The organism is Anaerocolumna sp. AGMB13020, assembly GCF_033100115.1.
In the GTDB taxonomy this organism is placed as follows: Bacteria; Bacillota; Clostridia; order Lachnospirales; family Lachnospiraceae; genus Anaerocolumna.
In genome coordinates, this window is record NZ_CP136910.1 from 137,597 (window position 1) to 153,763 (window position 16,167).

At 38.2% G+C, this 16,167-nt stretch carries 10 protein-coding genes; 9 read left to right on the top strand and 1 reads right to left on the bottom strand.

All coding sequences use genetic code 11. From position 1 onward, the window contains the following. Positions 1 to 13: 13 nt before the first annotated feature. The 3 genes from R2R35_RS00650 (at position 14) to R2R35_RS00660 (ending at position 3,055) form a co-directional block, all read left to right on the top strand. Positions 14 to 781, top strand: a complete 768-nt coding sequence (locus R2R35_RS00650) for a class I SAM-dependent methyltransferase (protein WP_317732571.1) — start codon at positions 14 to 16, stop codon at positions 779 to 781. Positions 782 to 826: 45 nt separating this feature from the next. Beyond that, the gene (locus tag R2R35_RS00655) at positions 827 to 1,780 is read left to right on the top strand and encodes a phosphotransferase (protein WP_317732572.1); all 954 of its coding nucleotides are present in this window, start codon (positions 827 to 829) and stop codon (positions 1,778 to 1,780) included. A gap of 315 nt (positions 1,781 to 2,095) precedes the next feature. After that, the gene (locus R2R35_RS00660; RefSeq protein ID WP_317732573.1) at positions 2,096 to 3,055 is read left to right on the top strand and encodes an alpha/beta hydrolase; all 960 of its coding nucleotides are present in this window, start codon (positions 2,096 to 2,098) and stop codon (positions 3,053 to 3,055) included. A 108-nt stretch (positions 3,056 to 3,163) separates the two neighbouring features. Here R2R35_RS00660 and R2R35_RS00665 read toward each other — a convergent pair whose 3' ends face one another. Beyond that, complete coding sequence (locus R2R35_RS00665) at positions 3,164 to 4,213, bottom strand: tyrosine-type recombinase/integrase (protein WP_317732574.1); 1,050 nt, start codon at positions 4,211 to 4,213, stop codon at positions 3,164 to 3,166. 553 nt (positions 4,214 to 4,766) lie between these two features. On the opposite strand from R2R35_RS00665, the gene R2R35_RS00670 reads away from it, so the two are divergent. The 6 genes from R2R35_RS00670 to ileS all read left to right on the top strand — a co-directional run bounded on the left by R2R35_RS00670 (position 4,767) and on the right by ileS (position 16,017). Next, positions 4,767 to 7,370 carry an N-acetylmuramoyl-L-alanine amidase gene (locus tag R2R35_RS00670; RefSeq protein WP_317732575.1) on the top strand — a complete coding sequence of 868 codons (2,604 nt, stop codon included), beginning with the start codon at positions 4,767 to 4,769 and terminating at the stop codon, positions 7,368 to 7,370. Between the two features lie 226 nt (positions 7,371 to 7,596). Continuing rightward, complete coding sequence (locus R2R35_RS00675; protein WP_317732576.1) at positions 7,597 to 9,957, top strand: glycoside hydrolase family 10 protein; 2,361 nt, start codon at positions 7,597 to 7,599, stop codon at positions 9,955 to 9,957. 557 nt (positions 9,958 to 10,514) lie between these two features. Next, positions 10,515 to 11,135, top strand: coding sequence for a non-canonical purine NTP pyrophosphatase (locus R2R35_RS00680; RefSeq protein WP_317732577.1), 621 nt, complete (start codon positions 10,515 to 10,517; stop codon positions 11,133 to 11,135). A 145-nt stretch (positions 11,136 to 11,280) separates the two neighbouring features. Then, positions 11,281 to 11,760 (top strand): Lrp/AsnC family transcriptional regulator, encoded by a 480-nt coding sequence (locus R2R35_RS00685; RefSeq protein WP_317732578.1) that lies wholly within the window; start codon positions 11,281 to 11,283, stop codon positions 11,758 to 11,760. After that, positions 11,741 to 12,373, top strand: a complete 633-nt coding sequence (locus R2R35_RS00690; RefSeq protein ID WP_317732579.1) for a LysE family translocator — start codon at positions 11,741 to 11,743, stop codon at positions 12,371 to 12,373. Before R2R35_RS00685 ends, R2R35_RS00690 begins: the two co-directional genes overlap by 20 nt. A gap of 488 nt (positions 12,374 to 12,861) precedes the next feature. Next, on the top strand, positions 12,862 to 16,017 hold the full coding sequence (ileS, locus tag R2R35_RS00695; RefSeq protein ID WP_317732580.1) for an isoleucine--tRNA ligase: 3,156 nt from the start codon (positions 12,862 to 12,864) through the stop codon (positions 16,015 to 16,017). Positions 16,018 to 16,167 lie beyond the last annotated feature (150 nt).

Here is a 16,167-nt window from a genome sequence, read left to right on the forward strand (position 1 = left end):
TGAGGATATTAGAATGAAGCAGAGTTATACAGAAATTAATGCAAAGACCTGGGATAAGTGGTCAGAAAATAACTGTGAATGGTCCATACCCATTACTCAGCAGGAATATGAAAAAGCGAAAACAGGAGAGTGGGGGGTGTATCTGACCCCCTGCATAAAAGTCCCCCATGAATGGTTCGGTAGCCTGAAGGATAAAAAAATACTTGGATTAGCAAGCGGCGGTGGACAGCAGATGCCGCTGTTTACAGCATTGGGAGCAGAATGTACGATCTTTGATTACTCCGACCGTCAGTTAGCAGCAGAAAGAATGGTGGCAGAAAGAGAGGGCTACAATATCAGAATTATAAAAGGAGATATGACAAAACCTCTCCCCTTTGAAGAGGAATCCTTTGATATTATTTTTCATCCTGTTTCTAACTGCTATATTGAGCATATTCAGCCTGTTTGGAATGAGTGTTATCGGATACTGAAAAAGGGAGGAATACTATTAGCCGGATTTGCGAATGATATATGCTTTTTATTCGAGGATGAAGCTCCATTAACCGTTGTTAACAAACTTCCATTTAATCCTTTAAAAATGGAACCGGAAAAATACGACCGAATGGCTGATAATTATGAAGGCATTCAATTCAGCCATAGTATGGAAGAGCAAATCGGAGGCCAGTTAAAGGCTGGTTTTACTTTGACAGATCTCTATGAGGACAGGGACAGACCTGGCGGGGCAGCTATTCGTGACTACGCTTCTCAATATATGGCAACCAGAGCGATTAAGCAAAGGTAAAGTATGCTGTCTACTGTTTAGAAAGCAATAATAGGAGAATTTTAGATGAGTAATGAAAAAAATCTTTCTTTATTTAACAAAACCATTGATGGCAATAAATCATGGGCAGAACTCTTTCAGTCAATCAGTGCTTTTAAGCCGTTAATAGAAGCTATATTTAAAGTACATGATCTGGAAGCCGGCAAAATTGAAAATCTCACACCTGGGACAAATGCGGTCTTTCGCATCCATAATAAGGTCATAAAGATATTTGCACCAATTGAATCGGGATACAACACCGGTTCAGATTATGCAATTGAACTGTCCTCGTTAAAACATGCAAATGAGGTGCAAATTCCCGCACCATTATTGCTGCATGCGGGTGAGATGAACGACAGATATCTTTTTCATTATATTATAATGGAGTTCATTAACGGAAAAGAAGCCGAACATAAATTAAAGCAATATCGAACCCTCCAAAAAAGAAATTTTGCATACAGACTAAAGGAAATAACAAGTAAATTAAATACAAAAGTTCAATTTAGGGATATTCCCATAGTAGCATTGGCAGATATACAAAACAGTGAAAGATGGAGCGGCTTCTCGAAGGCTTTCTGTCAGGATAGAAAAGCATATATTCAAAATAGTAAGTATCCTGAGTATGTATATACACATGGTGATTTGACAGGTGAAAATATGATTATAGATGAAAAGGAGGAAATCTATATAATAGATTTTGCTGACAGCCGTATTGCTCCTTATTTCTATGAGTGGCCGCCAATTGTCTTTGCATTATTTGGCTGCGACCAGATCATGATGGAAGCATACTTTGGAGATTATCACAAGGATGAGTTCTATGATATCTTAACGCTGAGTTTCGTTCTTCATGAATTTGGTTCAAATATACTGGGACAAATCTGTAATTTACATAATATCACACCTGACTCTATCAAAGATATGGCGAATCTCAAATTACTGCTGCGGACATGTGTGGAAGGTGGAGGGACAAAAGTCAGCTAGTTTTATATTATGGTCAAAAGGCAAAGCTATAGCAATAAGCTGGTTTCATTTCGACTCAGTTAGGATTGGATAATGTTTATTCTACCTATTATGTGTTCCACTGGACGAGCAGATAGAGCCATTAAGAGGATATAATACTCCTTTCGAGGCAATTATGCTGTAATTAAGTGCAGGTTGTGACATAATAAATCTGCGTAAAGCAGAAAGGAGTTTCTATTTGAATTCTATTGTTACAGAAAATAGGAAGAATTTTATACCAATAAAAAACAACTGGTTAAAAATGAAAAAAGCGAATAAGTATAGTGGAGGAAGACTATGAAAAAGATACTTAAAATAACAGGTAAAGTATTGCGGGGTATTTTACTGACACTAATTGGATTAATAGTTATCTCAGCCATAACACATAACATTTTGAAATCAATTGAAAAAAGCAAATATAAAATGGGCCAGACAATAACTGTAGATGGTAAAAAAATGCAGGCATACGTAACTGGGCAAGGAGATAAAACGATTGTTTTACTCAGTGGATTGGGGACGGCATCACCTATTATAGATTTTATGCCTCTTGCGGATAGATTAAGTGAAGATTATAAGGTTGTAATTCTTGAAGGTTTTGGATATGGCTTTAGCGATACGACAAAAGAGACAAGATCAAATGAGAATATTGTAAATGAGATTAGGACAGCCCTAAAAGAACTGCAAATAGGGGGACCCTATATATTGATGCCTCACTCTATATCAGGTATTTATTCACTGTATTATGCAATGAATTATCCAGATGAGGTGGAAGCAATTATCGGTATTGATGAGTCTGTGCCGAATCAAACGAAAATCAATAAAGATCCGGATATGTCATCTGCTTTAACGTTACTTAATAATTTCGGTATCATAAGGGATATTACGTACCTATTACCAAGTGTTGATGATGGTATGAACCAAAATAATTATTATACAGAAGAACAATTAGAAATAAATAAAATGGCAACTGCCTGGAATAGTGTAAATGTCTCTGTGATAAATGAGTTTAATATGGTAAATACAAATACAAAAGAATTATACGACGTGAAATATCCATATGACCTGCCGGTATTATCATTTTTAGTAGAAGATACAGAAGGTAATGATCCTGAGTGGATTCCGCTTCATGAAGAATTAATTTCGAACACGGAAATGCAAAAAATTGAAATTCTTAGCGGCAGCCATTATTTACATTGGACGAATGCTGATAAAATTGCTGATATGACAAAAGAGTATATCACTGAGTATGTTAAATAGGATATTTATCAATATATTCTGAGAATGCAGGAAGGAGTGGTGTGACCACTCCTTCTCTTTACATGATTTAGTTTTAAATTGCACATCAATGAGGATTATTCATACTTTTCAGCTTTCTCTCAACCTGACCTTACCTGCCGCACTTCTTCTTCTGGAATCTTCGATGGCAGCATAATGCTTCTTTGTCGTATTGACATCCTTATGTCCCAGAACATCTGCTACCAGGTAGATATCACCGGTTTCTCGATACAGGCTGGTACCATAGGTGCTTCTTAGCTTATGAGGTGTAATACGTTTTAGGCTGGTAACCAGGGAGGAGTATTTCTTGACCAGATTTTCCACGGACTTAACACTGATCCTTTTCTTTTGAAGAGACAGAAAAAGGGCTTCTTCACTACCAGCTTCCGGCAGGATGGTTTCTCTTTCCAGGAGATAGATTTCCAAGGCCTCCCTGACCTCTTCGCCAAAGTAGATGATTGATTCCGAACCGCCTTTTCGCTTAATTTTAATACCGTCATTATGAAAATCCACATCATTTAAATCAAGCCCTACACATTCCGACACACGGATTCCTGTACCCAATAAAAGCGTAATAAGAGCCAGATCCCTTTTCTTTGTTTTCTCATGATATTTTAATTGCTGCTTTGTCATCTTCTCACCGGATTCTATCTGATCCAGAAGCCGTGCCACTTCGTCAATATCAAGTCTTATAATTTCTTTCCCGTGCAATTTTGGGATATTTACCAGAGCAGCAGGATTGGTAGTAATCATTTCTTTCTTAAAATAATAGTTATAGAAGCTTCTTAGAGAAATAAGCTTTCTTTTTTTGCCGTTTTCCTGATTTAAATGCTCCATATCCCCTTTCTTATAATAGGAGAGATAGTCCAGATATTCCTCCAGGTCAATCGCCTTAATCTGATCCAGCACCTCCAGTTTAATATCCTTAACAGCCAGGTTTTTAAAAGCCGGATTGCTGTAGATCAGGAATTCAAAAAATACCCGTATATCATATGCATAAGCGATTCTTGTTAAAGAGGAGGTGGTAGGTTCAATTCCTCTGAAGAAATCCTTGCAGAAAGGAGGAAGTTCATCCAACACCTTTCGCAGACGTTTGGTATTGTATATGTTCATTTGGTCATGATAAGTATGTTCTGCCATAGTCAAACACCTCTGTAATTAAATTCTCATATCTATTCTTAGATTTGCCTAAAGTATACCATGTATTAGGCAAAATGACCATAAAATTCATTAATAACAAAAAAATGACATAATTTTAACACGTTTACACATTAAGGTATAAGAGGATGAAAGTTAGGTCTGTATTACATTTTTTCAGGTTTTTCTTCATTTACAATCTGTAAAATATGCGGCCTGCTTTAAGTATCATGATAAGAAAATTGTATAGAATTACTTGCATTATATTATAGCATTAAAATAATCCGATTTGTTTTTATTGCGAGTAATGATTGCTACGTTTTATTGTAATTCGAAAGATTTATATCAGATGCGCAAATATTTAATGAGGGAGGGATGAAATAGATTAAGGTAACCTGATAACTCAACTGTCTTACAAGCTATTTCATACCAGATGGCAGATAGGGCAGAACTTGCATATTTGATATTTATAATGTCATGGCAAATAAACAGATGTTCGGATACACAGGATTAAACTATCTGAACGATTGTCAATATACAGAAGGAAGATAGAAATATGGTCAAATTAAGAAACAACTGGAAATTGATAGGGATTCTGGCTCTGGTTCTTATATGCCTGCCCTTCACAGAAGTATCGGCGGCATCCAAACTGAACCTGTATCTATACAGTACAAAGAAGAACCTGGTCTACACCAGTACACAAGCAAAATATACATTTAATGGTAAGACCATTAATATGAAGGACACACCAGGTATTATTATTGAGGGAACTTCGCTGGCTTCCTTTCTCGATGTTTTTGTTAATTCGGAAATCGGCCTAAAGTATTCCTACAACAAATCCAAAGGTGTTCTTACCCTGTCACAAAATGATAAAAAATTAGTACTGACAGAGGGCAGTAAGACCGCAGTGCTGAATGGGAAAAAAGTTACAATACCCCAGGCACCTACAAAAATAACCTTTAAAGATAACAAAAAAACGAAATACATGGTTCCGGTCACTTTTGTAGCCGAAAGCTTTGGTTATGTATATACCTGGAATTCAAGTACTGCTACCGGTGAAATTACCAGTCCCTTGAATCTATCCTATAACGGCAGTAAAGTTGCTTACACAGGAACCAAAGGTGTTGTTACCATTGATAAGAAAAAGGTTGATGTCAGTGACATGCCTAGTATTATTATTAATAATACCGCACTGCTTCAAGCTTATAAAGTATTTTCCTCTTCCTCCATTAAGGCTGATTATAACTTCGATAAGTCAACGGGGGTACTTACTTTATCCAACAGTACCACAAAAGTTCTACTGACTATGGGTAAGAAAACGGCATATGTTAACGGGAAAGCCAGAACAATGGACACCGCTCCTTTGCTCGTAACCAACCTGGATACAAAGGTAGCATATGTAATGGTCCCGGGCAGCTTTGTTGCTTCTTATCTGGGTTACGATTACAAGTGGGATTCTGCATCTAAAACTTCGATTTTAACAAAAAGTAAGATTATAACTCTGCCTGATTCAGGAAACGGCGGCCCTGAATTAAGTGATGATCCCATACCTGATACCACAACCTTTAGCTGGGGTATTGCCGCTTCTAACCTCGAGGAATACACGAAATTAAGCAATTTAGGAAATACCCTCGAAGTATCACAGGATACACAGCAAAGTTCTTACATAACAGGAATTACGAAAGTGGAAGCCACCGCGAACAGTGAGACCTATGCAATAAGCGGAACTGCTCCCTTTAGTAAAGCAACACTTACCAAACAGGATACTCAGCTCACCCTGCATATTAAAAATGCTATGGGCAGCAGCCAGACCCTGTCCTTAGGCGGCAGTCTTGCAAGCCTTATAACACTTAACGCCGACACAACAGAGACTACAGCCTTTAATTTCGTATTTTCCCTTGCTGAGCCGGAGCTTAAGTATGAATTATCCTTATCCGCAGACAGCACCACACTGTATGTTAAGCTCTATCGTAATTATATCAATCTTATTACGGCAGGAGTTTCTACCGGAGAGGAATTTTTACAGATATCCGGTATGAAGGATTTAAAGGTAAATTTAACTGAAGCAGGCAATATGATTACGCTGCAATTTCCTTCTACCGTAAATGGTATTGGAAATAATAACATTCAGACCAATCTCGCTGCACTGAAATCAGTTACCAGTTCAACGTCAGGCAATACTTCTGTGATAACCTTTGAAAAGAACTCAAATGCCGGTTATCGTGTTGAACAGAATGGAACCTCTTATAAAATAATTTTTGAAACAGAGGTAACCACTGGTTATTCCATTGAGTTCAAGCTTCCATCAGATCTATCCTTTTCTGATATTACTTCGGAAGATCAGTATTATAAGAATAGGATATTAATCGAGTTACCCGGTGACAGAACAGATTTCTATAATCAAAATCCCGTTGCCTGGTCTGATAATATCATTAATAAGCTGGGGCTTCTGGTAGAAGGCGACAAGACAAAGATTGTTATTGATACTGCCGTACTGCAAGGCTATAAGCTTACAGATCTGGGTAATAACAAAGTTGGTATAACCCTTGGCAATCCGAAAGATATCTATAAGAATATCGTAGTTCTGGATGCAGGTCATGGTGGTACGGATCCAGGTGCCGTAAGAAGCTTAAACGGTAAGACCATATATGAAAAAGATCTGAATTATAAGATTATGTATGAACTTACCAGACAGTACTTTAACAGCCCTGATTCGGAAATAAAGGCTTATTATTCCAGATATGATGACACAAAGGTAGACCTCTACGGCAGAGCAGCTTTTGCTGATCTTGTTGGCGCAGATATGTTTGTAAGTCTTCATATGAATGCCAATACAAATTCCGATCCCAAGGGAACAGAAATCTATTACTACAGTGCAAATACCTCTAAGAACTCAGCCGGACTTAACAGTAAGACACTGGCAACCCTGGTTCTTAATTCTATGACTGATAAGCTGGAAACTCAGAAACGTTATATCTCCAGCCAGAATCTGGTTGTTACAAGAGAGACTAATGTTCCTGCAATTCTGATAGAGCTTGGTTTTATGTCAAACAAGAGTGATTTAACCTTGTTAACAAACAGTGATTTTCAGAATAGGGCTGCATTGGCAATCTATGAAAGCATTTGTGAAGTATTTGATGCTTATCCCACAGGCCGATAACAGGTAAGATGGACACAAGAGAGGGGCTGTTGCAGATAATGCAGCAGCTCTTCTTATACAGTCTACAAGATAAGACGGAATGCAACAGATTAAAATCAGTTTTTGGTTGGAAATTGATTTCAGCAGGATATAACAGATTCCAGCAGGTTAAAGCCTCCAGTCAATATAAGCATTACTGTTAGGGAGTAACAATGATTAATGTGCCAACGCACAGATGGGAGTTAATATGCTACGAAGGATTAGAACGAAATATATATGGGCTTTTTTAATACTCTTTTCAGTAAGCAGCTTACTGCTTCATAAGAGTACTGTTTTGGCTGCAGCAGATAAAACAGCACCTAAATTAACGGTAACAGCAAATACAGAGGCACCGACGAATGGTAAAGTAAAGGTAACAGCAAAAGCAACAGATGCTTCCGGTATCAAATCGCTCAAATGGGCCAGTGGAAAAAGAACAGCAGCCTATTTTAAAACAGCGGGAACTGCATTAAAAATCAATTCAAAGGGTACAGCATCCGTTTCTTTCTCCGCAAATAAAACCTATACCTTTTATGCGCTGGACAAAGCAGGTAATGCTGCCGTTAAGACCATAACCATATCAAATATTGATACCCTTGAGCCTGCGCTTGCAATTGCATTAAGTACCTCTGAGGTTACGAAGGGAAATGTTGTGTTATCTCTTACAGTAACCGAAGAAGGTAAAGGCATCAAGAGCCTACAGTATATGACAGGTAATAGAAAAGCTGAGAACTTTTCAGAGACTTCAAAGGAAATTGCCCTGAAAAGTACAACAGCCGATGACGCGAAAGAAAATGTCCATACATACACAGGAAAATTAACGATAACACGGAATAATACCATTACCTTTTTGCTAAAGGATCTAGCAGGTAATACTGCTCTTAATACGGTAAAGATAAGCAATATCGATAAGACTGCTCCGGTATTTTCCTATACTTTAAGTACGCTGAATCCTACAAGCAAAAGTGTAGAAGTAACGATAAAGGGTGAAGACAAGGAATCAGGTATCGCCTCTGCTTATTATATGTCCGGAGAAAAAAGCTCTGCTGATTTTACTGAAGGAGCCTATGAGACAGCTGCACTGAAAGAAGACGGTACAGGAACCTTTGCTGCAACTGCAAATGGGACTTTTACAGTGCTTTTAAAAGATAAAGCAGGCAATGAAACAATTGGTTTGGTACAGATTACGAATATTGATGTTACAAAACCCACCTTAAGCCTTTCCTCCTCCGTTATGAATCAAAAGGCAACAATAACCTATAGTGTGAAAGATGCTTCAGGAATTGGGATGGTCAAATTCCTAAAAGGCAGCAATACTTCGGTATCCTCGGCTAAATGGGATACGGCCAAGGATATTACTGCTGCAAAGAAATTTACTGCTACAGGGTCAGGTATCTATAGTGTTATGGTAGAAGATAAGGCCGGTAATCGTACCATTAAGACGATTGAAATACAGTTGGAGCTTAAGGCTGTCTGGATTTCATATCTGGAATTTGCAAACTATGGTAAGAACGGTTTTACAAAGGCTACCTTTGAGAAGACCATCGATACCATGTTTGATAATGTTGTAGATCTGAAAATGAATGCTGTCGTAGTACAGGTACGTCCTTTCGGTGATGCTATGTATCCTTCCGCGTACTTCCCCTGGTCAAAATATGCTTCTGGAACCCAGGGTACCAGCCCGGGATTTGATCCACTGGCTTATATGGTAGAAGCAGCTCATAAGAGAGGCCTTGCCTTCCACGCATGGCTTAATCCTTACAGAGTAACTACAGGAAGTACAGACTATTCCAAGCTGGCAAAAGATAATCCTGCCAGAGTATGGAAAGAAGATAAGGATTCCTCTAATGACAGGAATGTTCTTTCCTTTAATAATAACCTGTACTATAATCCTGCAGTAAAAGAAGTACAGGATTTGATTGTTAACGGTATTAAAGAAATCGTTACGAATTATGATGTGGATGGTATTCATTTTGATGATTATTTCTACCCTGCACTTGGAAGCAATTATAAGAAGAATTTCGATTCACAGGAATATGAAGCTTACGCTGAGATTTGTAAGAAGAACAATGTAACTCCAATGACAATTGCCAACTGGAGAAGATATAATGTCAACACCATGGTAAGAAACGCTTATAGTACCATTAAAAAGATTGATAAGAGTGTGGAGTTCGGTATCAGCCCGGGAGGTTTCATTGATTCTCTGGCAAGTGATCAGTCCTATTATGTAGATGTAAAGACCTGGCTGTCTTCCGATGGATATATTGATTATATCTGCCCTCAGCTTTACTGGACCTTCTCACATGCTACATATCCTTATGACAAGATTCTAAAGACTTGGCTGTCTTACCGAACCAGTTCGACGGTTAAGGTGTATGTAGGAATTGCAACCTACAGATCTGGTTCCAACATTGAAAAGGACTGGCTGAATGATCCGAATGTTCTTAAGAATATGGTGGAATACGGAAGGGATACAGGGCTAGTGGATGGTTATATGTTCTTCCGATATGACTTCTTTTATAATAAGACTACCAAACCAGGCGTAGATCTGATGCTAGAGATCTTGTAGGAGTAGGAAAAAAGAATTGTTCTGATATTAGAGCGTTTTGCAGGAAGCATAAATACCAGTTTTTTGTTATGTATAACTAAAACAAAAGAAATCGTAATAGATTGAATATACAATAATTATGAGGTACCGCAATTCCAACAGGAGTTTGCGGTATCTTTTTAGCTTAGCTGGCATTTGCAAAAGGAAACAGCAAAAATATGATTAAAATTATACAATAATTAGCATAGATAATTTTACCGGTTTATATTAAAATAGATTGATAAATATCGTGTATAGTAGCATAAACAGGAGCGACAATGAAACAGGGTAGCAGGATGGAAGTACTGGATGCCAAAGATATAAGACTGGATAACAAAGATATAAGACTGAATAAAACAGATATTACAAATATAAGTGTTGTGTTCTAGGATATTATGAAAGGGCGTGTAAGAAAGCCTGCGTATATTGAGCTTATAGATTTGCTGAAAAGCTAGTGAAAGGAAAAACGAGTAATAAATCCCTTCGAGAGTTACAATTTAGGAATGTGAAGCATAAGAGAAATAAGGAGAGTAAGACAAATGAGAATACTATATGGAACAGGTAACCAGGCAAAACTGTCCTCCATGAGAAGAGCGCTTAAGAATCTGGAGGTGGAAATCGTCGGATTAAAAGATCTCAACTGCGACCTCCCCAAAATAGAGGAGACAGGAAAGAATCCTCTGGAAAATGCAAGAATAAAGGCCTATTCTTATTATAAAGTTTTTCAGACCCCTGTATTTTCCTGTGATTCGGGTTTGTACCTAAAGGGGTTACCTGAGGAATATCAACCTGGTGTCCATGTAAGAAGAATAAAGGATATAGAATTAAGTGACAATGAAATGCTTGCTTATTACAGCAATTTGGCAGCTAAATTCGGAAATATATCAGCACGTTACCAGAATGCAATCTGCTTTATATTGGATAAAGATCATGTATATGAGAGTATGGACGACTCGTTATCCGGCGAGGAGTTCTTTTTGGTAGAGAAACCTCATAAGAGAAGAGAACCGGGATTTCCATTAGACAGCATTTCTGTACATAAGGTTACCGGACAGTATTATTATGATATTGAGGCTATCGATGCTGCCGATGAACAGGCACTTGATAGTGGCTTTTATAAATTTTTCAGAAATATATTCAGGGAAGAGAAGAGATTATAATGAAAGGAAATTATTGCACCTGAGGTGAAGAGACCTTTTATAATTTAAGCGATTTTAAAATTCGCCTAATAATATGTTGATATTTCATCTGTCCATTTTCAAATATATAAGTATATGATATTATTGCTTAAAAGGAGAGATGCATATGGATAATATTGATATAGGAATTTTAAGTGAATTAAAGAAGAATGGAAGAGCCTCTGCTTCCGAAATCAGCAGAAAAGTAAGTCTTTCTATTCCGGCGGTTGCAGAAAGAATTCGGAAGCTTGAACAGTCAGGTATTATAGAACAATATACGATTAAAGTAAGCCGCTCTAAAACAGGGAATAGGCTTCTTGCCTTTATATTTGTTAATATAAATAAAAATGAAAATATCGATAACTTCAGAAATATAATCGTAAAACACAGTTGTGTCCTCGAATGCCATCATGTAGCTGGTGAATATGATTATCTACTGAAAGTAGTCCTGGAAGATACGGAAGCTCTGGAGTATTTCTTAACCAGTATCCTGAAGAAAATCAAAGGAGTAGACAGCTCAAATACAATTATATCGCTGACTACTTTGAAAGAAGAACTAAATCTTTCGACTGTAAGGAGTTGTTCATATGATGCTAAAAGGTCTTAGATTTGGTATGTTACTGCAATTATCTATTGGACCAATGTGTCTGCTGGTGTTTCAGACTGCCTCCTCCAATGGATTTCTTAGCAGTCTGAATCTTGTAGTGGCAATATCCCTGATCGATGCATTTTACATTGGTTTATCCGGCCTTGGTATAACAGCAGTACTCCGCAGAGAGGGAATACAGAAAATCATGAAATTCTTTGGCTGCCTTATATTAATCCTTTTTGGTTTGAATAATTTTTCTGGTTCCTTTGATATTGCTATTCTTCCAAAGCTTGCATTGTTTTCAAATGTTTCAGGGCGGAATCTGTTCCTTCAGGGATTACTGCTAACGGCATCAAACCCGCTTACAATTCTTTTTTGGAGTGGTGTGTTTACCACACAGGTATTAGAAAATCACTGGAATAAAGGGCAGTTGTTTGAATTTGCAGCCGGTTGTGTATTATCTACTTTAAGCTTCCTTACATTTATTGCTGTTTTAGGAAGTGTAATTGGAAACTTTCTGCCGTATCTTGTAATTCAGCTTCTTAATGGACTGGTGGGTGTCTTTTTGATATTCTTTGGTATAAAGATGCTTTTTGGGAAAGAGAAGGAGAAGCAGGCAGAACGATTGTAAAGGAACTTATCTCTCGTCTTGACTTTCTGTATTTTTAATGATATTATATGAAAAAATCAAACAAGATGACGAAGAAAGTAAGGATATTCTGAAAGTTACAGAGAGCCGTGGCAGCTGAGAAGCGGTACCGACAGGAATAACCCCAAAATCACTTCTGATTGGCAGTTCGAAAGCTTTAGCCGGTAGACACTGACGGATTTCCTCCGTTACAAGGAACGCATATGTTGGTATGTCGTAACAGGTGAATGTACTTTCAGCTCTCATCCTCTTACGGATGGGAGCTTTTTTGTATTCTCCCTTCGAACCTAGACCTATGCGACAAAAGGGAGGTGAAAAGGGCATGATAAATGCCGTTCTTATCCTAAAACCATTTCAGGATTTTAATTGTTTGTACCGTGAAGATCTTGTGGCTGCATGGCAGTATAAATAGAAATCTGTTTGCCCACAGCATCCCGGTAATATATCAGGTTGAAAAGTGAGGTTATGAAATGGAAAAGGAATACTTTAAATGGACGAATGCATATGGTTTCACAGAAAATGAGAAAAAAATCTTAAACTGGTGGGAAGAGGAGAAGATTTTTCAAAAGTTAAAATCCCAAAATAGTAAAGGGCCTAAATACCGTTTCTTTGACGGTCCGATTACTGCAAATAATCCCATGGGAATACATCACGTCTGGGGAAGAACCTTAAAAGATACTTTTCTTCGTTTTAAGGCAATGAATGGGTTTGAGAGCCATTACCGAAACGGTTTTGATGGTCAGGGGTTATGGGTTGAGGTTGAAGTAGAAAAAGAGCTTAAGTTTGAAGCGAAAAAAGATATCGAAAAGTATGGTATTGACAACTTTTCACAAAGGTGCATAGAGCGGGTAGAACGCTGTGCAGATATTATAACTGACCAGTCGAAACGCTTAGGTCAATGGATGGATTGGGAGAATTCCTACTACACCCATAAAGACGAGAATATCACAGGTATCTGGACCTTCTTAAAGACTTGTTCCGATTATGGATGGATAAAGAAGATTCACCGTCCCATGCCCTGGTGTCCGCGCTGCGGTACTTCTTTATCGGAACATGAAATGACCGGTTCCTATAAGGAACTTGAACATGAAGCTGTATTTGCAAGGCTTCCGTTAAAAGAAAAAGAAGCAGATATCCTTGTCTGGACTACGACGCCCTGGACACTGGCTGCCAATACTGCATTGGCAGTGAATAAAGATCTGGATTATGTGCTTGTTCAGTTAGACGAAGGAAGACCCTTATGGATGGGAAAGAATTATTATAATAAAAAATACTCCTGTGAAGGCAAAAATGAATGTGTCAGAATTCTGGAAGAAGCAAAAGGTGACGTTCTCAGTGGCTTGCAATATGAGACCTTTTTTCCTGAAATAGAGGTGCAGAAGAATTTACAGCATAAAATCGTATTGTGGGAAGAAGTCACGGAAGGTGATGGGTGTCAGGTAGTTCATATAGCTCCCGGCTGCGGTGCCGAAGACTATGGGCTGGGGGTGACAGAAGAGCTTCCCAAAATTGTTCCAATAGATGAAGCAGGCATCTTTTACAACTCCTTTGGTTTTCTTAAGGGAAAAGAAGCAAAAACCGTAAGAGCAGAAGTATTTCAGGAGCTGAAGCTCAGAGGAAAACTTCATTACACACAGAAGCATAAACACAGTTATCCTGTATGCTGGCGCTGTAAAGAGGAGGTATTATTTCGCCTTGTAGACGAATGGGCAATTGATGTAGAAGAAATACGTCCGAAACTTCTTGAGAATACAAGAAAAGTAACCTGGAACCCGCCTTACCAGGAGAAGCGCATGACAGATTGGCTACTTCATATGGGGGACTGGTGTATTTCCAGAAGCCGTTATTACGGACTTCCTCTGCCAATCTATGAATGCAGCTGCGGCACTGTTACAGTAATTGGTTCACGAAAGGAACTGAAGGAGAAAGCGGTTCAGAAAGCTTTGGTGGATGAATTACCCCATCTGCACAGGCCTTGGATTGATGCTATTACCATAAGCTGTCCTCATTGTAAAAAGGAAGTATCTCGTATAAAACAAGTCGGAGATGTATGGTTGGATGCCGGAATCGTGCCCTTTTCCACTATGAAATATTTTGAAGACAGAGACTATTGGAAATCCTATTTTCCTGCTGAATGTGTTATTGAGATGAAGGAGCAGATTCGTTTATGGTTTTATTCCATGCTGTTCATGAGTACTGTTCTTACAGGTGAGCCGCCTTATGAGCAGGTAAGCACATATGGTATGGTGACGGCAGAAGACGGTAGTAAATTCTCCAAAACCGGGTTCATGATACGATTTGATGAAGCAGCAGCTGCAATCGGTGCAGATGCTTCCCGCTATTTGTTTGCCCAGACACCTATTGCTAATGATGTTCGTTTCGGTTACAATCTTGGGGAAGAGTGTAAACGAAAATTGTTAAACTTTTATAATATTGCTGTATTTTTTACTACCTATGCTGAAATCGATCATCCCTTCATAGATTTAAATGCTTTGCAGAACCTGCCATTGGACCAATCCGATCAATGGCTGATGTCGACCATATCAACTGTCATCCGGGAGACCGAGAAAAGTTACAGGGAATATAATACCAAGGATGTTTTGCAATTATTTGAAAAAGCAGTAGAGGATATTTCCAATTTCTATATCCGCATAAACCGGAAAAGATATTGGAAAGAAGGGGAAACGGACGATAAAAAGGCTGCATACACCGTACTTTTTTATTGTCTGAAGACTCTTACACAAATTGCTGCACCCATCATCCCTTTTCTTACGGAATATATCTGGCAGTGTGTTATCAGAAAATATTCTGATGCAGAAGAATCCGTACATTTAAGCCTGTGGCCGAGAACACAGGAAAAATGGATAACCGAAGGAATGCCGTTACTTTCTATGGTACAGAATACACGGGATCTTCTAAGTTTATCCTTAAAAATCCGCAATGAAAAGAAACTGAAAGTAAAACAGAAACTGGATTGTGCTTATCTCTGGTTCCAGCAGTTATCTGACCGTCCGGATTCTTATTTTGAGAATATTTTAAAAACTGAGATGAATGTGAATCGGATTGAATATACAGAATTCCTTACTGATTTCAGGCAGCCCGTCATTAAACTGAATTTTCGAGAAGCGGGCCAGATACTAAAGGGAGAATTAAATACTGTTAATAATATACTAAAAGAACTTTCGACAGCTCAGACAGATGAAATTGCTCAAAGGCTGTTAAAAGGAGAAGCTGTAAATCTTCCAGGTATTCGTAAGCCTCTGGAAGCTGGAATCTTTTCAGTGGAGTATACAGACAAAGCTTCACTGGGGGCTGCGGTCCAAAATAATCTTGGTATTGCTCTGGACATAAATATTACTGAGAGTCTTAAGCAGGAAGGGCTTCTTCGAATGCTTCTAAGACAATGTCAGGTTGCAAGGAAAAAGGCAGGTTATAAGGTCAGTGATAAGATTTACTTGAATATAGATTGTAGCAAAGAACTAAAAGACCTTATAATCAAAGAAAGAGCTATGTTTGAAAGTGAGCTGCTGGCTTTCCTGACTACGGATTTCGAACCTGATTACAGAGAGGATATTTTATTGGAAAAGCATCCCTTTACAATTAATCTTAAACTGACCAACAATTAATTTAAACTTCGAAAGACTGCTGCCGGATAAGTACAGCTGCTTATCCGGCAATTTATAATCGTTAACTTCTATATTGAAAGCTTATTTTTCTCTAAATCATATAGCTTCTGACCGAAAAAGAGTTATGCAATAAGGGGTAATTATTAAAAC

Excerpts from the sequence above, each read along its gene's own strand:
- R2R35_RS00665 (WP_317732574.1), bottom strand. The coding sequence starts at position 4,213 with ATGGCAGAACATACTTATCATGACCAAATGAACATATACAATACCAAA.
- R2R35_RS00660 (WP_317732573.1), top strand. The coding sequence starts at position 2,096 with ATGAAAAAGATACTTAAAATAACAGGTAAAGTATTGCGGGGTATTTTA.
- R2R35_RS00655 (WP_317732572.1), top strand. The coding sequence starts at position 827 with ATGAGTAATGAAAAAAATCTTTCTTTATTTAACAAAACCATTGATGGC.
- R2R35_RS00690 (WP_317732579.1), top strand. The coding sequence starts at position 11,741 with ATGATGCTAAAAGGTCTTAGATTTGGTATGTTACTGCAATTATCTATT.
- R2R35_RS00680 (WP_317732577.1), top strand. The coding sequence starts at position 10,515 with ATGAGAATACTATATGGAACAGGTAACCAGGCAAAACTGTCCTCCATG.
- R2R35_RS00675 (WP_317732576.1), top strand. The coding sequence starts at position 7,597 with ATGCTACGAAGGATTAGAACGAAATATATATGGGCTTTTTTAATACTC.
- R2R35_RS00685 (WP_317732578.1), top strand. The coding sequence starts at position 11,281 with ATGGATAATATTGATATAGGAATTTTAAGTGAATTAAAGAAGAATGGA.
- ileS (WP_317732580.1), top strand. The coding sequence starts at position 12,862 with ATGGAAAAGGAATACTTTAAATGGACGAATGCATATGGTTTCACAGAA.
- R2R35_RS00650 (WP_317732571.1), top strand. The coding sequence starts at position 14 with ATGAAGCAGAGTTATACAGAAATTAATGCAAAGACCTGGGATAAGTGG.
- R2R35_RS00670 (WP_317732575.1), top strand. The coding sequence starts at position 4,767 with ATGGTCAAATTAAGAAACAACTGGAAATTGATAGGGATTCTGGCTCTG.